This window comes from Pseudomonas sp. 1176_21, assembly GCF_052850635.1.
Genome location: NZ_VXCV01000001.1, coordinates 597183 through 618183, shown reverse-complemented (window position 1 = coordinate 618183; position 21001 = coordinate 597183). Strand labels below are relative to the sequence as shown.

The window sequence follows — 21001 nt, the reverse complement described above, 5'->3', positions numbered from 1 at the left end:
AGCGGCGTTGGAAGGGGTCAAAGGGTCAAGCATAGACCATGGCCCAACGGCGCCGATTTGCTCAATTGCCATGCGCTTCTATATTGAGCTAGTCCCTGTTGCGAGTGCCAAGCGTGGCCAGCACCGATCGGTTGATCATCTGCGAACACTGCGACTGCGTGTATGAACGGGTCGAGCTCGCCAAACACCAGAAAGCGCTATGCCTGCGTTGCGGCGCCGTGCTGCAGCGCCATAACGGCCTGGATGTACAGCAGCGCCTGGCGCTGAGCCTCACTGCAGCGATCCTGTGGATGTTCGCCAACTTCTACCCGGTGATGAGCATCAGCCTGCAAGGCCTGCACAACAGCGCCACGTTATGGGACTCGGTGCGCGCCCTGGCCACCGGGCCGATCACCTTCATCGCCCTGGTGGCCGCCATCGCGATCATCATCGCGCCGATGTTCCAGCTGTTGCTGCTGCTGTGGGTGCTGGTGCATGCCCTGGGCCGACGCCGCTCGCCGGCCTTCAGCCTGTGCATGCGCTGGCTGGAAACCCTGCGCCCGTGGAGCATGCTGGAGGTGTGCCTGCTGGGGTCGATGGTGGCGGTGTTCAAGCTGGCCGGGCTGCTCGATGTGCTGCCAGGCCTGGGGTTGATCGCCCTGGCCGCCCTGAGCCTGCTGATGATCCGCCTGGCCGGGCGCGATATCCGCGACCTGTGGGTGTACCTGTCTTGAACGCGCCGCCGCTGGCCAGCGAGCTGGGCCTGGTGCTGTGCCATGCCTGCGGGCTGGCCTGCGACAACCGCGACCACCCCACCCAGTGCCCTCGCTGCGCAGCGCCGCTGCATGAGCGCAAGCCCGAGTCGCTGACCCGAACCTGGGCGTACCTGATCGCCGCCCTGGTGTTCTACATCCCGGCCAACCTGCTGCCGGTGATGAACACCAAGCTGTTCGGTGCCGGCGACGACAGCACCATCATGAGTGGCGTGCTCGAGTTCTGGGCCCATGGCTCATGGGACATCGCACTGATCATCTTCATCGCCAGCATCGCGGTGCCGGCCACCAAGTTCGTGGCCCTGGGCCTGCTGCTGGTGACGGTGCAGCGCGGCAGTACCTGGGCCCAGCGCCAGCGTTCGAAGCTGTTCCGCTTCGTCGAGCTGATCGGCTACTGGTCGATGCTCGATGTGATCGTGGTGGCGCTGGTTGCCGCACTGGTCAAGTTCCAGGCCCTGGGCGACATCGAGCCGCGCCTGGGCATTCTGTTTTTCGGCATGGTGGTGGTGTTCACCATGCTCGCGGCCATGAGCTTCGACCCCCGCCTGATCTGGCAACCGCCCAACGGCAAGGAACCCGCGCATGAGTGAAGACAGCAACCACAGCGCGGCACAACCGGCTCGCCCGGCGGTGCAGACCCGGCGCTTCAGCGTGTCGCTGGTGTGGATCGTGCCGATCGTGGCAGTGCTGGTGGGCATCTCGCTGGTGGTGCACAACTGGCTGCAGGAAGGCCCCAGTATCCAGGTCACCTTCAAGACCGGCCAGGGGCTGGAGGCCAACAAGACAGCAGTGAAGTACCGCAACGTGGTGATCGGCCAGGTCAGCGAAGTGGAGCTCAGCCAGGACCAGAAGAGCGTCACCGCCACCATCAAGCTGGTCAAGCAGGCCGAGAACTTCACCCGCCAGGACTCGCTGTTCTGGGTGGTGCGCCCGCGCATCGGTGCGGGCGGCGTAACGGGTATCGACACGCTGTTCTCCGGTGACTTCATCGGCGCCGATGCCGGGCAGTCGGACACCCGCGCCAAGACCTTCACCGGCCTGGAGACACCACCGCCAATCACCTACGGCGAACCCGGCAAGCGCTTCAACCTGCATGCCTCCGACCTCGGCTCGCTGGGCGTCGGCTCGCCGGTGTACTACCGCAAGATCCAGGTCGGCCAGGTGGTGTCGTACGCGCTGGACGCCAACGGCAAAGGGGTCAATGTCGAAGTGTTCGTGCACGCCCCCAACGATGCCTTCGTCACCGACAACACGCGGTTCTGGAACGCCAGCGGCGTGGATGTCGAGGTGGGTGCCAACGGCTTTGCCCTGCGCACCGAGTCGCTGTCGTCGCTGATGGTCGGTGGCGTGGCCTTCAGGGCCCCGGACTACAGCCCCGACGACCAGCCGGCGGCCGAAGACAAGACCTTCGAGCTGTTCGATGACCGCCCCTCCGCCCTCGCCCCGCCGGCGGGCAAGGCGCAATACCTGGCGCTGCGCTTCGACCAGTCGCTGCGCGGGCTCAAGGTGGGCGCACCGGTGGAGTTCCTGGGCATGGAATTCGGCCGGGTCGTCGCCATCAACCTCGACTTCGACGCCAAGACCCGCACTTTTCCGGTGAATGTGGGCATCGTGATCTACCCGCAACGCCTGGGCCAGGCGCATACCAAGATGCTCAAGGTGCTCAATCACAACCCTGACGATGAACAGGCCGGCGTCCGCCTGATGGGCACCTTCATCGACAACGGCCTGCGCGCCCAGGCCCGCAGCGGCAACCTGTTGACCGGGCAGTTGTACATCGCCCTGGATTTCTACCCCAAGGCGCCCAAGGTGACCTTCGACCCGAGCGCGCGCCCCATCACCATCCCGACCATCCCCAGCAGCCTGGAACAACTGCAGGAGCAGTTCCAGGCCATGGTCGAGAAGATCAACAAGCTGCCCATCGAACGCATCGCCGGCAACCTGGACGCCAACCTGGTGGAACTGCGCAAGGCGCTCAAGCAGTTCAACGGCAAGACCCTGCCCGGCATCGAGGGCACGCTGCAGGACATGAGCACCACGCTCAAGAGTGCCAATGCGACCCTGGCCGACGACTCGCCACAGCGTGAGCAGCTGTCGCAGACCCTGGACGACCTGGGCCGCATGACCCGCTCGATGCGCGAGCTGGCCGACTACCTCAAGCGCAACCCCGAGTCGCTGCTGCGCGGGCGGCCCGACAATGCCCCTGCCGATGCCTTGCAACCTTCCTCGCGCCAATGAGCACTGGAGCCCGCCCCATGACCTATCTGCTCAAACCTTCGCTGCTTGGCATCGCGCTGTTGCTGGCGGCCTGTCGCAGCGAGCCGGTGCACTACCACACCCTGGTGCCTGCGCAGCTGCAGGCCGGGGCGACCCGTGCGGTAAACGTGCGCATAGAGTCCATCAGCGTGCCGCCCCAGGTCGACCGCGAGCAGATCGTCGTGCGTCAGGGCGACAGCGGCCTGGCGGTGCTCGACAGTGAATGGTGGGGCGCCAGCCTGGTGGATGAACTGCGCAGCGCCTTGAGCGGCCAGCTCAACAGCAATGCACCGCGCACCCTGGGCCTGCGCCTGGAGGTGCAGCGCTTCGACTCGGTACCCGGGCAATACGCCCTGCTGGAGGCGCGCTGGCGCCTGCGTACCCTGGGCGGCGATGCCAACCGCCCCGCCCTGCGCTGCCACAGCCTGGTACGCAGTGCGGCGGGCACCGGGATTGCCGAGCTGGTAGCAGCCCAGCAACGCAACGTGGCGCGTCTTGCAGGGCTGATAGCCCAGGCGGCCGATGACACCCGGGCCGGGTGCCCGGCCTCCGGTTCCTGAGGCATCGGCCCGGTCAGCTCACTGGGCCGTGCCCACCGGCATGCCCTGCGGCCCCGGTGTGACCACCACGTCCAGGTCGATATGCTTGAACTCGGGCTTGGCACCAAGGCGTGCATTGAAGCGGTAGTTGAAACTGAACGGATCGTTGGTCGGCACGTTGAGCGCGTGTCCGTAGATCGGCTCGACCGCCGCGGCGTCATACCCCAGCAACTGCAGCAGCGTGGGGAAGATGTTGTAGTGGCTTGAGCGGTCCTTGTTGGTCGCCAGTTGCGCCTGCCAGTCCAGGGTCTTCAGGCCCTGGCCCTGGATCACCACCAGCGGCACCAGGCCCTCTTCCTCAACCGGGTTCTCGCCACAGTGGGTGTTGAGCCCCGGGTTGCCGCGTTCATGCAGGTCCTGGCCATGGTCGGAGGTGTAGATGATCACCGCCTGGCTCAGGTCGGCCTGGGCAAACAGGCGCTTGAAGAATTCGCCCACGCTCCACAGCACGCTGTTCTTGTACGAGTTGCGGTACAGCACCCAGTCCTGCGGGGTACCACTGAACCCGTCGCGCTGACCGGTATCGGCGATGTCGGCATAGTGGCCCCGCGGCAACGCCGGCGTGTAGGTCATGAACGCATCCGGGTACTTGTCGTGCACCGGAAAATGCACCCCCACCTTGTTGATCACGATCAGTTGCGGCTTGCCGTCGCCCAGCAGCTCCACGAGCTTTTGCAGTGCGGCCATGTCGCGGTCGCGCACCGGGGTGGTATCGAACTGGATGAACTGGTCGATGTCGCGCTTTTCGGTGGCATCCATCAGGTTCTGCAGGTTGCCGCCGGTGCGCTGGCTGTCGATGTAGACGGTGCCAAGCCCGGCCTGTTTGGCGTACTGCCAGATCGACGGCAGGGTCGAGTTGATGCGCAGGTAATCGCTGCGGGTGCCGCCGTAGCGCAGCGTGACGTTGGTGTCGGCGCTGCAATTGGCGATGGAGGCGGCATAGCCGTAGTTGAAGATGCTGGCCCCCGGCTGGGGGTGGGTGAGGTTGCTGGTGACCCCGTTGGGGGTATTGAGGTCCAGGTAGTTGCCCGAAACGCTCTCGTCGATGATCAGCACGATATCGCGCGCCAATGGCGGGCCGCTGCGCGCCAGCGTCACTGGCTGGCGCGGGCCCACGCTGTCGTGCAGCGATTCGTAGAGGAACAGGTTCAGGTAGGCCAGCGGCGTGTACATCACCGGCAGGCCGCGTGCGCCCTCGCCGGCACGCACGAACAGGATGCCGGTCAACAGCGCCAGGCCCAGCAGCGGTGCGGCCCACGCCAGGGTGCCGGGCAGCCGCTGCACCGGGTCCGGGCGCAGGCCCAGCCCCAGCAGCAACAGCAGCCCCTTGGCCGCGACCCCCAGGATCACGCTGTGGTACTGCTCAAGCGCCTCGCCGATGAACCCACCCGAATACACCATCGAAACGAAGGCGCTGTAGGTGAGGTATTCGGCGGTTATGCGCGTATAGGCGTCGAAAAACACCGCGCTGGCACAGAACCCCACTGCAAACAGCCAGCGCACCAGGCCCTGGCGTATGTTCGCGCACAGCCACAGGGCAGCCACCAGCAGCACGAACACACCGGCATACAACACCAGTGCCACCCCCAGCCCGATCGCCTCGAGACGCTCGAGGTAGTACGCATGGAAACTCAGAAGGTAGACCAGCAGCAACAGTCCCTTGATGTAAACGCGCATGACTTCCCCGCCAGAAATGTTTCCCCCCAGCCCACTGAGGTTTCCCACACGGTAGCAGGATGCCGACAAAGCGCAAACCACAGTTTGTCAAAAAAATGACGAAATGCAGGGCGCCGATTATGACGTTTTTCAAGCGGGAATCTGATGCATTCGCGAAACAACCCACATTCCACGAGCCACGTTTTACGCGGGCTACGACCGTTCATCGCATTGACAACCGGCCAAGTGCCAGCCCATTTCGACGCTAAGGTACGGATTGGAAAAGGGTTGATGGCAAAACAGTGGAACTCCTACCACCTGTAACTCTACAGATACATGCCATAGGTTTGACACAAACCGGCTCAGCTGGTCTATACCGAATTCACACCCGCTGTTTCACTTTCATTACTCCATACGAGGCACGCCAGCATGGATGTGAGCGTATTTGGCACCGGTTATGTCGGACTTGTGCAAGCTGCCGCTTTGGCTGACGTAGGTCACCGGGTACTTTGTGTCGATGTAGACGCCCATAAAATCAGTCAGTTGCGACAAGGTGTTCCACCTATTCATGAGCCTGGCCTGTCGGGCATGCTCGAGGAAAACATCAAGGAAGGTCGGCTGTCGTTCAGTACCCAGGCCAGCGATGCCGTCGCCCACGCCGAGCTGATCTTCATTGCAGTCGGCACCCCACCGGACGAAGACGGCTCGGCCGACCTTTCCCACGTGCTGGGCGTCACCCGGCAGATCGCCGGCCTGATGGCGGCGCACCGCACCCTGATCATCAAGTCCACCGTGCCGGTGGGCACCGCCGACAAGGTGGCCGCGCTCGCCCGCGAGGAGCTCGACCGGCTGGGCAAGCATCAACTGCAGGTGCGGGTGGTCTCCAACCCCGAGTTTCTCAAGGAAGGCAGCGCCCTGGCCGACTGCATGCGCCCGGATCGGATCATCGTCGGTACCGCCGATGACCAGGCCCAGCAGCAGTTGTCCGAGCTGTACGCGCCGTTCTGCCGCAATCATGAAAAGCTCATGTTCATGGACAACCGCAGCGCCGAGCTGACCAAGTACGCGGCCAACGCCATGCTCGCCACGCGCATCAGCTTCATGAACGAACTGGCCAACCTCAGCGAGTTCCTCGGTGCCGACATCGAATCGGTGCGCAAGGGCATCGGCTCGGACCCACGCATCGGCTATCACTTCATCTACCCGGGCTGTGGCTTTGGCGGGTCGTGCTTCCCCAAGGACCTGCGTGCGCTGCTGCATACCGCCGAACACAGCGGCATGCCGCTGCGCCTGCTGCAGAGCGTGAGCGAAATCAACGACAGCCAGCGCCAGATCCTGTTCAGCAAGCTCAAGCGTAGCTTCCCCGGCAGCCTGAAGGGCAAATCCATCGCCCTGTGGGGCCTGGCCTTCAAACCCAATACCGACGACATGCGCGAAGCCCCCAGCCGCTACCTGATGGAGGCGCTGTGGGCCGAGGGCGCCACGGTGCGCGCCTTTGACCCCGAAGCCATGGCCGAATGCCGGCGCCTGTATGGCTACCGCGACGACCTGCAACTGTGCGCCACCCGTGACGACACCCTGGAGGATGCCGATGCGCTGGTGATCTGCACCGAGTGGAAGACCTTCCGCGTGGTGGATTTCAACCTGCTGGCGCAAAAGCTGCGCCAACGCCTGATCATCGACGGACGCAACCTCTACAGCCCCGAACAGGTGGCAACCTTCGGCCTGACCTACAGCGGCATCGGCCTGCGCCAGGTACAACCGCAGGTATCGGCGCCATGAGAATACTGGTCACCGGTGCGGCCGGCTTCGTCGGCGCACACTGCACACTGCGCCTGTTGCGCGACGGCCATCAGGTCGTGGGCCTGGACAATTTCAACGACTACTACGACCCCGCGCTCAAGCAAGACCGCGTGCGCTGGGTCCAGGCCCAGGCCGGCGATTTCGACCTGCGCCGCCTGGACCTGGCCGACGGCCCAGGCATCGAGGCGCTGTTCGCCGAGTTCGCCCCCGAGGTGGTGATCCACCTGGCCGCCCAGGCCGGGGTGCGCTATTCGCTGGACAATCCGCGCGCCTACGTGGACAGCAACCTGGTGGGTTTCCTCAACATGCTCGAGGCCTGCCGCCGCCATCCGGTGCAGCACCTGCTGTATGCCTCCTCAAGCTCGGTGTACGGCAGCAACCAGCGCACACCCTATGCCGTGCAGGACGCAGTGGACCATCCGCTGTCGCTGTACGCCGCGAGCAAGAAGGCCAACGAACTGATGGCCCACAGCTACAGCCACCTGTTCGCCATCCCCACCACCGGGCTGCGCTTTTTCACCGTGTACGGCCCCTGGGGGCGCCCGGACATGTCGCCCATCCAGTTCGCCCAGGCCATCAGCCAGGGCCACCCTCTCAAGCTGTTCAACTACGGCCAGCACCAGCGCGACTTCACCTACATCGACGACATCGTCGAAAGCCTGGTGCGCCTGATCCCGCTGGCCCCGGTCAGCGACCCGGCCTGGGACCGCCTGGCCAGCGACCCGGCCAGCAGCCACGCGCCCTGGCGCATCTACAACATCGGTGGGCAACGGCCGGTGGCCCTGACCGACTACGTGGCGCTGCTGGAAAAACACCTGCAGCGCACCGCCCAGGTCGAGTTGCTGCCCCTGCAGCCAGGTGACGTGCTGGACACCTGCGCCGATGCCAGTGCCCTGGCCCAGGCCACCGGCTTCACCCCGTGCATCTCGCTGGACGAAGGGCTGCGCCGCTTCGTCGCCTGGTTCGTCGATTATTACGCGCACACGCCCGACGACGCTGTGCGGTCCATCGGGCAAACGCCGGTTGCCGCGCCCGAGCATCAACGGAGGGTGGTATGACAGGCCAACAGAAAAGTGCTGAAACCCAGGCCCTGCGCCAGGACAAACGCATGGACCCCAATCACCGCATGCGCATCGATGCGGCGATTCACATGCAGGGCCGTGGCTGGATGACCGGGCGCGCCGGCGGGCGGCCGTGGACGCTGTCGCGCACCAACCGCGTGCTGTCGTTCATCGGCGCGCTGATGATCGTGCTGTTGATTTCACCGCTGCTGCTGGTGCTGGCCGTGCTGGTCAAGCTGAGCAGCCCCGGCCCGGTGTTCTTCGTGCAGCAGCGCACCGGCTACCGCGGGCGCAGCTTCGGCATGTACAAGTTCCGCACCATGGTCGCCAACGCCGAGGACCTCAAGGAGTCGGTGCGCCACCTGAACAAGCACGGCGCCGACGCCATCGACTTCAAGATCGACAAGGACCCGCGCGTAACCCGCATCGGCAGCTTCCTGCGGCGCAGCAGCCTGGACGAGCTGCCCAACCTGTTCAACGTGATCCGCGGCGAAATGCGCCTGGTGGGCCCTCGCCCGACCTCCTTCAACGCCTATCGCTACAAGGACAGCCACCTGGCGCGCCTGAGCATCTACCCCGGCATGACCGGCCTGTGGCAGATCTCGGGGCGCAGCAACATCGACTTCGACCAGCGGGTCGAGCTTGACCTGAGTTACATCGCCGAACAGAGCTTGAGCCTGGACCTGAAGATCCTGCTCAAGACCCCCTTCAAAGTCTTCAGCGGCCACGGAGCAAGTTGAATGGACGGTTCTACTTCGAGAAGTCTGACCATCGCCACCCCCAGCGAAACCAACCTGACGTCCACCGTGCTGGACCAGGAGCAGCGCGTGCTGCTGCTGACCGCGGCCAATACCGGCAGCGGTACCAGCACCAGTGCGCTGGCCTTCGCCAAGCAGCTGACGCTGATGAGCGGCGGACCGGTACTGCTGGTGGACAGCAGCCCTACCAGCAACAGCCTGACCCAGCAGATGGGCCTGCAGAAGCTGCCCGGCTTTCGCGACCTGCTGTTCGAGCAGGACACCCCGCCCGTGCTGCAGGACTGCCTGGTGCGGGTGTCAGACCAGCCTTTCGACATGTTGCCGTGCGGCCAGTACCGGCGTGGCAACGAACGCCTCAACCCGGACCGCCTGCGTGCCCTGCTGAGCCAGCTCAGCGCGCACTACCGCTTCGTGGTCATCGACGGCGAGGCGGTGTACTCCAGCGTCGACAGCCTGGTGATCGGCACCCTGGTCGATGGCGTGATCCTGGTGGTCACCGCCGAGGACACCCGCTGGGAGGTCGCCCAGGCCGCCGCCCAGCGCCTGACCCAGGCCGGCGCCAAGCTGATCGGCAGCGTGTTCAACCGACGCCGCTACTACATGCCCAAATGGCTTTACAACAATCTCTGAGCAGCCAGGCTAAGGATGACGCTATGAATGTGAAACTGTTCGCCCTGCTGGCGCTGCTGCCTCTGGCAGCCTGCACCAGCCAGGAGCCACGCCAGATGCCGGTGCAGATCATGACTGCCAACGCGGCCAACGCCCAGGACACCGAGCTGCCACGCGGCGAGCAGGCGCTGCGCCCGGGGGACGTGCTCGATGTGATCTTCCATATCAGCACCAGCGGCTCGCAGGCCTATCGCATCCAGCCCGGTGACACCGTCGGCCTGGGCTTCCTTGCGGCCAGCTCGCTCAACGGCAACCAGCTGGTGCTGCCCGATGGCACCATCGAACTGCCACGGGCCAACACCTCGGTGAACGTCGCCGGGATGACCCCGGACGAAGCGCGCCAGGCCATCCAGCAGGCCTACCGCAACAAGCGCCTGTTCCAGCCCAACCGCGACCAGATGACCGTGCAGGTGATCAGCCCGCTGACCAACGAACAGAACCTCAAGAGCGCACTCAACCACCCCGCCACCGGCATGAGCCGCGAGATCACCGTGGGCACCGACGGCCAGGCCAGCTTTCCGGAGGTGGGCGCGGTGCCGCTGCAGGGCATGACCGTCACCCAGCTGCAGACCTTCCTCAACAAGCGCTACGCCGACCTGCCCGGGCGCATGACGGTGGACGTGATGCTCAAGTCCACTGCGGTCAACGAGATCTATGTGCTCGGTGAGGTGGCCCAGCCCGGCGCCTATCCGATCCGGCGCCCGGTATCGGTGCTCGAAGCCCTGACCCTGGCCCGCGGGCCCAGCCTCAAGGCCCGGCTCGACTCGGTGGTGATCATGCGGCGCAACGGCAACCAGGTGCAGGCCGTGCCCTACAACGTCGACAAGGCCCTGGACGCCAGCGCCGCGCAGGTGGCCTACCTGCAGCCCGACGACATGCTCTACGTGCCCAAGACCAAGCTGGCCAGCGCCGGCGAACTGGCCCGGCAACTGGCCGACGTGGTGCTGTTCCAGGGGGTGGGCTTCAGCTTCTCCTACCGCGTCGACAACAAAGACAGCAACAACTAAAACCAGGCAGGTGCACGCGCATGACTACCAAAGAAAACTACCTGCATGAATTCTTCAGGATCCTCTTCGCCAACCGTCAGTTGGTGAAGCGGGTATTCCTGGTGTTCGCAGTGATTGCCCTGTTGCTGCCGCTGGTGCTCAAGCAGAGCTTCGACATCACGGCCGAAGTGATCGTGCAGTCGAAAAAGCTCTCCCAGAGCGATACCAACACCGCCCTGGCCCAGGAGACCGACAAGTTCATTCCGCCTTCGCTGGCCGACATGGAGACCGAGAGCAACATCCTGCGTTCACCCACGCTGATCCGCCAGACCATCACCCAGCTGCGCGACGAGGGCCTGTATGACGTGCCCCCCGGCCTGCTGCAGCGCCTGGTGTTCGGGCCGATCCGCAGCCTGATCGTCAACCCGCTGCGCGAGTATGTGGTCAACCCGGTGCGCAGCCTGTTCGGGCTGGAGGTCGACCCGGTACGCGATACCCAGCTCGACACCCTGACCGACGACGCGATCAAGGACCTGAAGATCGAGACCCTGCCCGGCTCCAACGTGGTATCGATCACCTACAGCTTCCCCGACCCCAAGGTCGGTACGCTGTTCGTCAGCCGTCTGCTCGACAACTACCTGCGCAACCGCCAGAACCTGCAGTCCAACGAACTGCCGCAGGAGTTCTACGAGCAGAAGAAGATGCAGTACCAGGTGCGCATGGATGACCTGGAAAGCAAGCGCCTGGGCATGCTCGAAGGCATCGGCTCGTCCGACCCCAAGGAAGAGATCACCTTCCGCCTCAATGCCATCAACACCGAGGAACAGGCACTCAACCAGTACCGCGATCGCCTGCTGCAGAGCCAGCAGTGGCTGGAATACCTCAAGACCAGCCTGGCTGCGGCCAGCAACGCCAACATGCGCGACTTCGCCTTCCCCTTCACCTTCACCCAGACCGTCGACAACGTGGCCTTCGAAGACCGCGAGATCAAGCAACTGGGCGAGCAGCTGACCACCCAGGTACTGACCTACGTCAGCGACCTGGCAGTGTTCCAGCCCGGCAGCGAGCAGATGCTGCTGCAGCGCGAGCAGATCGCCAAGACCCGCCAGCAGTTTCTCAAGATCGTCGCCAACCGTATCCAGGAGCGCGAGAAGGACCTGGCCGTGGTGCAGAACGTGATCGCGCAGAAAACCCAGCGCATCGCCGACTACAAGAGCCGCGTGCACCAGTTGCAGGAAACCCAGAGCAAGGCGCGTCAGCTGGACACCGAGATCGACGCCCTGCACAAGGCGTTCTTCACCTACACCCAGCGCTACGAAGAAGCCCGTGGCGAGCGCCTGCTGTCGGGTGACGTGTCCAACGCACGGATTCTCAGTGCGCCCTATGAACCCGCCGAGCCGGCCTTTCCCAAGCCGATGCTGATCATTCCGTTCGGCATGCTGACCGGCCTGCTGCTGGGCATCGCCCTGGTGTATGTACGCGAGTTCTTCGACCATCGCTTCAAGCACCCGGCGCAGATCACCCAGCAGCTGGGCTTGCCGGTACTGCTGGTGATCAACGACCAGACCCCGGAAACGCACAACCCGCACAAGGGCTGGTCGCTGCCACGGCTGGTGCACTGGGTGCGCAATTGAACGCAGCCATGAGCCCGCAGCGGCCGATCATCCACCTGCTGGGCAGTGGCGGCTTCTATGGCGCCGAACGGATGTTGCTGGACCACTGCCAGGCCACCCCGGGACAGCACGTGGTGCTGTTTCTGGGCGCGCCGCAGACGCTGGTGGCGCGCTTTGCCGCCGCCGGCGTGGACTGTCGCACCTGCAACGGGCTGGGCGAGGTGCTGCGGGCGCTGGACCAGTACCGCAGCCAGCAGCCGCTGGTCAACAGCCACAACTTCAAGGGCCTGCTGTTCGGCTGGGTGGGCGCCACCCTGTGGCGCCTGCCGATGGTCGCCACCCAGCACGGCTTCACCCCCAGCAGCCGCAAGCAGCGGCTGTACACCTGGCTGAGCCTGCAACTGTGCCGCACCGCCACCATCGGCAAGGTGGTGTGCGTGGCCGAGAGCATCCGCCGGATCCACCTGCGTGCCGGCGTGGCGCAGCGCAAGCTCGATGTCATCCCCAACGGCCTGCCGGATGCTGGCGCCCTGCCCGCCCATGCCCACGGCCACGAACGCTGGCTGGCCGGCTACGTGGGGCGCCTGAGCAGCGAAAAGGGCCCTGACCTGTTCCTCGATACGCTGATCCCGCTGTGCCAGCGCCACCCGCATCTGGACGCGGTGATGCTCGGCGACGGCCCGGAACGCGAAGCCCTGCAGGCCCGCGTCGATGCCGCCGGGCTGCACGAGCGCATCCGCCTGCCAGGCTTTCAGGAAGACATGCGCCAATGGATGGCGCGCCTGGATGCGCTGGTGATCAGCTCGCGCACCGAAGGCACCCCGATGATCCTGCTTGAAGCCATGCAGGATGGCGTGCCGGTGGTGGCCTTTGGTGTCGGCGGCATCCCCGACGTGATCGAGCACGGGCGCAGCGGGCTGCTGGCACCGCCCCTGGCGGTGGACGAACTGGCCGCCCAGCTCGAAGCGCTGATGCTCGACCCGGCCCAGGCCGGCGAGCTGATCGCCCAGGCACGACGCACCCAACGTGAACGTTATCACCTGCCGACGCTGGCGCAACGCTGGGCCCAGGTCTATCGCGGCACGGCAGGTGCGGCCAAGGAGACCTGCGCATGATCATTCCCCTGTCCCTGATCGGCCTGCTGGCGATCGTCAGCGTGGTACTGCTGGCCAGCCCCTACCCGTTCCTGGCCCCCGGCGCGGTGATCGGCCTGGCCGGCGTGCTGGTGCTGTACCGCCGCCCGGCGTGGGGCCTGCTGGCCATCATCACCCTGGTGCCGCTGGAGGGCCTGTTCAAGGACAGCGAGCTGACCGCCTCGAAATTCATCGGCGCCGCGCTGGCCATGGTGCTGCTGCTGCAACTGGCCGTTGGGCAACTGCCGGGCGAACGCCTGCGCAGCTCCATGTGGCGCCTGCTGCTGGCCTTTATGGCGCTGTACCTGCTGAGCTTTCTGGCCAGTGAAAGCAGCGAGATGTCCATGGGGCACTTTCGCGAACTGGCGGTGGGCCTGGTGCTGTTCGTGCTCACCCTGCTGATCGGGCGCGAACTCAACTTGCCGATGATGTACCGCCTGGTGACCCTGAGCGTGGGCGTCACCTGTGCCATGGCGATGTTCTCGGCCAAGTACCAGGACGAAGGCCGCGCCTCGGGCCTGCTCGAAGACCCCAACGTGTTCGCCATGCTCATCGCCATCGCGGTGCCCATGGCCCTGTGGCTGGTGTTCAGCAGCCCCAACCGCCTGCAGCGGCTGTTCTGGCTGGCCTGCGTGGTGCTGTTGCTGGCCGGCATGACCAAGACCAACTCACGTTCCGGGCTGGTGGTGCTGGCCATCAGCCTGGTGATCGGCCTGGTGCACTACCGCGAAAAACTCACGCACCTGCGCCCGCGCCACCTGGGCTTCGCCATGCTCGGCCTGGCCATCGTGCTGCCTGTGGCGGTCGCGGTGATGCCGGCCAGCTACATCGAGCGTATCCAGTCGCTGGCCTTGCTCAAGTCCGGGGTCAATGCCTACAAGGACGACTCCCTGGGCCGGCGTTCGTCCTACATCGTGGTGGGCAGCAAGATGATCCGCGAACACCCGCTGCTGGGCACCGGCCCCGGCACCTTCCCGCTGGAATACGCCACCACCGGCTACGCCAAGGCGTTCTCGGCCAACCGCAAGGTCGGCGACCTGTACCGCCGTGCCCACAACACCTACCTGGAAATCTTCAGCGAAGTCGGCGTACCGGCGGGCCTGGCATTCGTCGGCATGGTCATGCTGGCCCTGTACAACCTCTGGCATGCACGGCGCCTGTGGCTGCAAAAGGGTGACCAGGGGCAGGCCGACATGCTCACGCACCTGTCCACCAGCATGCTTGCCATCGGCCTGTTCCTGATGTTCCTCAGTGCGCCGAACCACAAGTACCTGTGGATTCTGCTGGCGCTTTCCAGCGTGCTGCGCCTCAAGGCCGAACAGGCGCGCCCCGTGCAGGTGGCCGGATGAAGATCAGTATCGTGATGCCGATGTTCAACGAGGCACGCCATATTGCCCGCACCCTCCACTCGGCGCGTCGGGCCGCCGACCTTGCCGGCCTGGACTGCGAGCTGATCGTGGTGGACAACGGCTCCAGCGACGATGGCCCGCAGATTGCCCGTAACCTCAGCGCCAAGGTGCTCGACCTGCCGGGGCTGACCATCGGCGCCTTGCGCAACCGGGGCGTGCAGGCCAGCTCCGGGGAATGGGTGGCGTTTCTGGATGCCGACATCGAGGTGCCGGAGCAGTGGCTGAGCCTGCTGCTGGACCTGCACGCCCAGGGCCGTGGCGATGTATTCGCGCTGGACTGCGACACCCCGCGCCAGGCGCCCTGGTTCGCCCGCGCCTGGCAGCGACGCACACTGCGCGCCGGCCGGCCGGCGCTGCACAGCATGCAATGGCTGCCCACCCCCAACCTGCTGATGCGCCGCGACTGGTTCGACCGGGTGGGCGGTTTCAACGAAACCCTGCGCACCGGCGAAGACAAGGACTTCACCTGGCGCCTGGCCCAGGCCGGTGCCCGCCTGCTGGCCCTGCGCGCACCGGTGGTGCTGCACTGGGGCTACGAGGGCAGCTGGAGCGAATGGCTGGGCAAGGAGCTGTGGCGCCAGGGCAGCAACCTGCAACTGCTGCGCAGCAATGGCGCGAGCCTGCGCCTGCTGCGCTTCCCGTTGCTGTCCCTCGGGGCCTGGGTGCTCGATGCGCTGGCATTGTCCGCGCTGCTCGACGGCTTTCCGCATCTGGCAATGCTGCTGCTGTTCTTCACCAGCCTGCCGGCGCTGGCGCTGAGCCTGCGCCAGAGTCTCAAACACCGCGACCCGGTGTTCACCCTGCAACTGTGGGGCCTGCACTGGGTTCGCCTGCACCTGGCTGGAGCGGCCTTCGTGCTCAGCCTGTTCAACTGGAACGCAAGGAGGCCCGCACGTGGCTGAGTTCATTTTCTGGCTTTGCCTGCTGTTGCCTTTCTATGCCTGGCTGGGCTACCCGCTGCTGCTCACGCTGGTGGGGCCGCTGTTCCCGCGGCACACCCCGCCGCCGCTGCCGCCGCAACGGGTCAGCGTGGTGGTTGCGGCGCACAACGAGGCGCGCAACATCGAAAACAAGCTGCGCAACCTGCTGGAGCAGGACTGCCCGCTCGCCAGCCTGCAGATCGTGGTGGCCAGCGACGGCTCCAGTGACCAGACCGTGGCCCTGGCGCGCACCTTCGACGATCCGCGCATCCTGGTGCTGGACCTGCCACGGATGGGCAAGAACCGCGTGCTCAATGCCGCCGTCGAGCACTGCAGCGGCGACATTCTGGTGTTCACCGATGCCGACGTGCACTGGGTGGAGGGCACCTTCGCCGCACTGCTCGCGCCCTTCGCCGACCCCGAGGTGGGCGGCACCGTGGGCAACATGACCATCCCGGTGGCGGGCAAGGGCTTGAGCCTGGGCGAGAGCCTGTACCGCCACTACGAAGCCTGGCTGCGCCGGGTAGAAAGCCGCACCGGCTGCACGGTGTCGGCCGACGGTGCGCTGCAGGCCCTGCGCCGCGAGCTGTACCAGCCGATCCCGGACCGGGTCAACGACGACTTCTTCATCAATACCTGCGCCCCGGTGGCACACAAGCGCGTGGTCTACGTCGACCAGGCCAGGGTGCTGGACTACGGCGTGGACGAGGCCGAGCGCCAGTTCAGCCGCCGCCAGCGCGTCACCGTCGGCGGGCTGATCAGCCTGGCGGCCCGGCGCGAACTGCTCAACCCGCTGCGCCACGGGCTCTACGCCATCGCCCTGATCAGCCACAAGCTGGTACGCCGCCTGGCCCCCGTGCTGCTGGTGCCCCTGCTGCTGGCCAACCTGTGGCTGCTCGACGGCCACGGTTTCTATCGCCTGACCCTGGCCGCCCAGCTGCTGGGTTATGCCATCGCCGTGGTCGGCCTGCTGGACAAGGGCCACCGCCTGCCCAAGCCGTTTCGCCTGGCCGCCTTCGTGCTGGTGACCCTGGCCGGCATGAGCGTAGGCCTGTGGCAGTTCCTGCGCGGGCACAGCTACAACCAATGGAACCCCGACCAGACCCGATGAGTGCCTTCATGCCGATCAAGACCAGTCTCAAGCGCGCCAGCGGTTGGTTGTACCTGCACTCCCCGAAGGGCCGCAGCCAGCTGCGCGGCGCCGGGGTCATCCTGATGCTGCACCGGGTGCTGGCCGACGACGCCAGCGCGGCCCTGCCCCATCGCAACGAACTGTGCGTGGGCCCGCAGGCCTTCGAGCGCCTGCTGCGCTGGCTGCGCCAGCACTTCGATTGCGTACACCTGATGGACCTGCTCAAGGACCATCAGCAGCCCAGGGGCGACAGCCGCCCCAAGGTTGCCCTGACCTTCGACGACGGCTGGCGCGACAACGCGCTCAATGCGTTCCCGTTGCTGCAGCAGTACCAGGTACCGGCCAGCATCTTCCTGTCCACCGACTACATCGGCAGTCGCCAGCGCTTCTGGTGGGAAAGCCTGGGCGAAACCCTGTGGGGCAGCCATGGCGAAGGCCCGCGCCACACCCTGATCGAGGCGTTGCGCAAGATCGGCCGGCCGCTGCCGGCTGCCTACTTCATGAACCAGCGGCCCAACGCCCGCAGCCAGGCGCTGGCCGGCTACCTGCAAAGCCTCAAGACCCTGAGCCCGGCCGCCCTGCATCAACTGACAGACGCCTGCCCGGCCGAATCCCTGCCCCAGGCCCTGGACTGGCAGCAGGTACGCGAACTGGAAGGCTCCGGGCTGATCAGCTTCGGCCCGCACGGGGCCAGTCACGCGCTGCTGCCGGGGCTGGACAACCAGCGCCTGGATGAAGAACTCAGCCGCAGCCACCACGCCTTGCAGCAAGGCTGCCAGCAGCCGCTGCCGGTGTACTGCTACCCCAACGGCGACCATGACGCCCGGGTACGCGCGCGCCTGGCCGCCCATCGCTACCCCTTCGCCCTGAGCACCCGCGCCGGGATCTGCCAGGGTCATGACGACCCACTGGCGTTGCCGCGCATCGGCGTGAGCCAGCGCAACGCCAGCCGCCCCTCGCTGCTGGCCTGGCGCATCAGCCGCGGAGGCCGCTCATGAGTCGAGGCAACTACCTGCGCCACCTGCTGCTGAGCATGGGCACACGCCTGGCGATGATCGCCCTGCGCCTGGCGCGCAACGTGCTGCTGGCGCGCATCCTGGGGCCCAGCGAGCGCGGCCTGTTCGCCCTGCTCAGCACCCTGCCCGACCTGATCAGTGCCGCCACCAGCGGCGGGCTGAACACCGCGGTGGGCTATCAGGCGGCGCAGCAACGCTCGATGGGCCTGCTGCTGAGCCAGGTGCTGATCTACGGGTGCCTGCTGGCCGGGGTGCTGACCCTGATCTGCGTGGCGCTGATGCGCGAATTCGGCACTGAGCTGGAAGTGACCCTGCAACTGGGCCTGCTGGCCTGGCTGTTGCTGCTGGCGGTGCCGCTGACGGTGCTCAAGAGCGGCCTGCTCACCCTGCACAACGCCACCGGCGGGGTGGGCGCATTCAACGCACTGCGCCTGACCGAATCGCTGGTGCCGCTGCTGCTGTTCGTGGGCATGTTCTGGATGTGGCAGCACGCCGCGCTGGAGGCCGCGCTGATCAGCTGGCTGCTGGGCCTGGGGCTGGTCGCGCTGCTGGGCCTGGTGTGGCTGGGCCGCCAGCACGACATCACGCTGTGCTGGAACCGCGGCGGGCAGCGCGAGCTGCTGGCCTACAGTGCGCGCAGCCACCCGGACGTGCTGTTCCAGCAGGTCATCCTGCGCTCGGACTACCTGTTCATCAGTGCCTTCCTGGGCAGCGCCGCCCTGGGGCACTACGCCATGGCCAGCGCCGCCGCCGAACTGCTGCTGATCATCCCCGAGGCCGTTACCACCCCGCTGATGAAGCGCCTGCTGCAGCAGGATGCCGGCATGGACAAGCTCACCCCGCTGGCCCTGCGCCTGACTGCCACCGTGATGCTGGGGGCCTGCCTGAGCATGGCCCTGGTGGGCGAATGGCTGATCGTCACCCTGTTCGGCGCGGCCTACCAGCCGGCCTACCCGGCCCTGCTGGCACTGCTTCCCGGCTTGTTCGGCCTGTGCTACGCAAGCATCCTGCGCCTGGACCTGCTGGGCAAGAATCGCCCCGGCGCGGTCTCGCTGATGATGGGGGTGGGCGCGGCGGCAAACCTGATTCTCAACGTGGTCCTGATTCCCCGTTTTGGCATCGCGGGTGCAGCCCTGGCCTCCTCCATCGCCTACCTTGGGGTGACGGTGGCCATGCTCGTGCTGTACTGCAGGCTGAGCGGCGTACCGTTGCTGCGGACCTTGTTTGTGTTGCCTGGCGATCTGTTGCCTTTGCGCCAGATGCTGCAACGGAGAACGGTATGAAACGTACATGGATGTTGTTACCCGGCCTGCTGCTGGCCGCCACTGCCCACGCCGCCACCCTGCGCTGGCCGGACATTCGCGACGGCAGCCTGTACCTGGCGCCGCAGCGAAGCGCCCCGCTGCAACTGAGCTGGGTGCCGGCCTGGCAGGCCGATGCCAACCAGGAACAGGTGTACCTGCTCGACGCCACCGGCAAACTCGATGCGCAACGCATCATTGCCCCCCATGAAGGCCGCGGCCAGCTGAGCTGGCCACTTACCGCCGGCACCGGCACCTACCAGGTGGCCATCCCCGGCTACAGTTTCAGGCGCTACCGCCTCGAATACGACGATACCACCGGCGCCCAGTTCGCCCCCGCCAAGGTGCACTTCAGCCTCGAACTAGACCGCGCCACCACCCTGTACTTTCGCGTGAAAGCCGGTGAAACGGCAGTGCTTGCCGGCAAGTATCACGACGGCGTGCGCAACCTGACCCTGGAGCGCGTGGACGATGGCAAGCGCCTCAGGCTGGCGCTGCTCGAACACCGGGCCTATTGGCAGTTCGATCAGGTGAATCTGCCCGCCAGCGCCCAGGACCAGACATGGCGCCTGAACTTCGAAGGCACCGGCAAGGTTGCCTTCTGGCTGGACGGCAGCGCCAACCTGTTCGCCCTGCGCCCCCAGGACCTCGCCCCACTGGTGCACCGCGACGGCCAGGTAAGCCTGCGCAGCAGTGCCAAGGTACTGGGCCCCACGCCCAGGCTAGGCAACAACCTGCCCTACGTGATGCCGCCACCGTCCAGCCATGCGGTGATCGATGCGCTGCAACTGCAGGCCGCCGGCTACTACACCTTTGCCGACGTGCTGGCACGCAAGCCGCGCTACGAACTGCCGTTTCGCCAGCTGTACCAGGAGCGCTTCGGCATTCACCACGACATCACCCTGATGGCCGCCACCGGGCGCAAGTCCGACCTGATGCGCAGCCGCGCCAACGATGGCGCGCTGGACGACTGGCTGGCCACCAGCGTCGCCCTGGGCGGCAAGGGCCTGCATTACATCGCCTTTGCCGACGAACCCAACCTCAACTACGCCGACTACGCCACCTACCGCACCTTCTTCGCGGCCATGGCCCAGCGTGTGCGCGCCTACCCCGGCGCCCATGAAGCCGGCGTGCGCATCGCCATGCCGGCCAGCTCGCGGCTGGTCAACGGCCCGTTGCGCGGCGATGCGGCGCAGCGCGTCGGCCTGGACTGGGCACGGCGCCTGCTCAAGGAATTCGAACCGCAGATCGACGCCATGGCCTGGCACGAGTGGATGGTCCGCGACCTGCTCGCCACCCGCACCTACCGCGACTCGGTACGCCGCGCCGCCGAACTGGTGGGGCTGGACGCCAACGGTCGCCCGCGCAAGGCGTTGCTGCTCGACCAGACCAACCTGTCCAGTGGCTCGACCCTGAGCCTGTACGAGCAGAACACCCACTATGCCGGCGTATGGTGGGCCTCGGTGGTCATCAATGCCTCCCAGGACGGCCTGCTGGACATGCTCAACTGGTTCCACATCGCCGACGAGCCCGAGTGGCCCAAAGGCATGGTCAAGGTGCTGGGCAACAACCGCTTCGAGCTCAAGCCGGTGGGCCTGGCCCAGCAGTTCATCGCCCAGCACTGGCTCGACCAGGTGCTGCACCTGGACAACGACGCCTTCGAGGTCGATGCACTGGCCATGGCACGCGGCGCACAGCGCAGCCTGCTGGGCGTCAACAAGGGCGAACGCCTGCAACACGTCAGCTTCGCCACCCCGGCCAGCCGATGCCCGCAGACCGCTGCCACGCTCACCCTGTTCGGGCCGGACAACCAGCCGCGCGCCGCGGCACTGGATTGCCAGCACGGCCAGGTACGTTTCGAACTGCCCGGGCAGACCCTGTTTGCCCTGCGATGGAGCGCCTCATGAACACAGTGCCGAAGATCTCTTCCCCTGCCG

The 21001-nt window shown here is 66.0% G+C and carries 18 protein-coding genes; 17 read left to right on the top strand and 1 reads right to left on the bottom strand.

From position 1 onward, the window contains the following. The first annotated feature begins 113 nt into the window (after nt 1-113). The 4 genes from FW760_RS03075 to FW760_RS03060 are packed head-to-tail and all read left to right on the top strand — an operon-like array spanning nt 114 to nt 3568. On the top strand, nt 114-713 hold the full coding sequence (locus FW760_RS03075; protein ID WP_043860615.1) for a paraquat-inducible protein A: 600 nt from the start codon (nt 114-116) through the stop codon (nt 711-713). Further along, nucleotides 710-1342: a paraquat-inducible protein A gene (locus tag FW760_RS03070; protein ID WP_043860614.1), complete on the top strand. Its 633-nt coding sequence runs from the start codon at nt 710-712 to the stop codon at nt 1340-1342. The genes FW760_RS03075 and FW760_RS03070 overlap by 4 nt, the downstream gene beginning before the upstream one ends. Continuing rightward, nucleotides 1335-2990: a PqiB family protein gene (locus tag FW760_RS03065; protein WP_043860613.1), complete on the top strand. Its 1656-nt coding sequence runs from the start codon at nt 1335-1337 to the stop codon at nt 2988-2990. The genes FW760_RS03070 and FW760_RS03065 overlap by 8 nt, the downstream gene beginning before the upstream one ends. 17 nt (nt 2991-3007) lie before the next feature. Beyond that, entirely contained in the window at nt 3008-3568 is a 561-nt protein-coding gene (locus FW760_RS03060; RefSeq protein ID WP_123753060.1) for a PqiC family protein, read from the top strand. An 18-nt stretch (nt 3569-3586) separates the two neighbouring features. On the opposite strand, the gene FW760_RS03055 is transcribed toward FW760_RS03060, so the two are convergent. Continuing rightward, entirely contained in the window at nt 3587-5284 is a 1698-nt protein-coding gene (locus FW760_RS03055; RefSeq protein WP_058540222.1) for a sulfatase-like hydrolase/transferase, read from the bottom strand. 408 nt (nt 5285-5692) lie between these two features. On the opposite strand from FW760_RS03055, the gene FW760_RS03050 reads away from it, so the two are divergent. Genes FW760_RS03050 through FW760_RS02990 form a run of 13 tightly spaced genes read left to right on the top strand, consistent with a single transcriptional unit; the run spans nt 5693 to nt 20971 of the window. After that, nucleotides 5693-7045 (top strand): UDP-glucose dehydrogenase family protein, encoded by a 1353-nt coding sequence (locus FW760_RS03050; RefSeq protein WP_043860610.1) that lies wholly within the window; start codon nt 5693-5695, stop codon nt 7043-7045. Next, nucleotides 7042-8124 carry an NAD-dependent epimerase gene (locus FW760_RS03045; protein ID WP_043860609.1) on the top strand — a complete coding sequence of 361 codons (1083 nt, stop codon included), beginning with the start codon at nt 7042-7044 and terminating at the stop codon, nt 8122-8124. The genes FW760_RS03050 and FW760_RS03045 overlap by 4 nt, the downstream gene beginning before the upstream one ends. Next, complete coding sequence (locus FW760_RS03040; protein WP_043860608.1) at nt 8121-8867, top strand: sugar transferase; 747 nt, start codon at nt 8121-8123, stop codon at nt 8865-8867. Before FW760_RS03045 ends, FW760_RS03040 begins: the two co-directional genes overlap by 4 nt. Beyond that, nucleotides 8868-9515, top strand: coding sequence for a CpsD/CapB family tyrosine-protein kinase (locus FW760_RS03035; protein ID WP_043860607.1), 648 nt, complete (start codon nt 8868-8870; stop codon nt 9513-9515). It abuts the gene before it with no gap. Nucleotides 9516-9538: 23 nt separating this feature from the next. After that, nucleotides 9539-10561: a polysaccharide biosynthesis/export family protein gene (locus FW760_RS03030; protein ID WP_088515060.1), complete on the top strand. Its 1023-nt coding sequence runs from the start codon at nt 9539-9541 to the stop codon at nt 10559-10561. Between the two features lie 20 nt (nt 10562-10581). Then, nucleotides 10582-12174, top strand: coding sequence for a GumC family protein (locus FW760_RS03025; protein WP_043860605.1), 1593 nt, complete (start codon nt 10582-10584; stop codon nt 12172-12174). A gap of 8 nt (nt 12175-12182) precedes the next feature. Further along, a complete protein-coding gene (locus tag FW760_RS03020) occupies nt 12183-13268 on the top strand; it encodes a glycosyltransferase family 4 protein (RefSeq protein WP_446443573.1) in 1086 nt (361 codons plus the stop codon). Further along, nucleotides 13265-14635 (top strand): O-antigen ligase family protein, encoded by a 1371-nt coding sequence (locus FW760_RS03015; protein WP_054914458.1) that lies wholly within the window; start codon nt 13265-13267, stop codon nt 14633-14635. The genes FW760_RS03020 and FW760_RS03015 overlap by 4 nt, the downstream gene beginning before the upstream one ends. Continuing rightward, nucleotides 14632-15597 (top strand): glycosyltransferase, encoded by a 966-nt coding sequence (locus FW760_RS03010; RefSeq protein WP_078481199.1) that lies wholly within the window; start codon nt 14632-14634, stop codon nt 15595-15597. The genes FW760_RS03015 and FW760_RS03010 overlap by 4 nt, the downstream gene beginning before the upstream one ends. Beyond that, a complete protein-coding gene (locus tag FW760_RS03005) occupies nt 15590-16726 on the top strand; it encodes a glycosyltransferase (protein WP_043860601.1) in 1137 nt (378 codons plus the stop codon). The genes FW760_RS03010 and FW760_RS03005 overlap by 8 nt, the downstream gene beginning before the upstream one ends. Before the next feature lie 8 nt (nt 16727-16734). Continuing rightward, a complete protein-coding gene (locus FW760_RS03000; RefSeq protein WP_043860619.1) occupies nt 16735-17745 on the top strand; it encodes a polysaccharide deacetylase family protein in 1011 nt (336 codons plus the stop codon). Continuing rightward, nucleotides 17742-19046 carry an oligosaccharide flippase family protein gene (locus FW760_RS02995; protein WP_043860600.1) on the top strand — a complete coding sequence of 435 codons (1305 nt, stop codon included), beginning with the start codon at nt 17742-17744 and terminating at the stop codon, nt 19044-19046. Before FW760_RS03000 ends, FW760_RS02995 begins: the two co-directional genes overlap by 4 nt. Next, complete coding sequence (locus FW760_RS02990) at nt 19043-20971, top strand: hypothetical protein (RefSeq protein WP_446443572.1); 1929 nt, start codon at nt 19043-19045, stop codon at nt 20969-20971. The genes FW760_RS02995 and FW760_RS02990 overlap by 4 nt, the downstream gene beginning before the upstream one ends. Nucleotides 20972-21001: the final 30 nt, after the last annotated feature.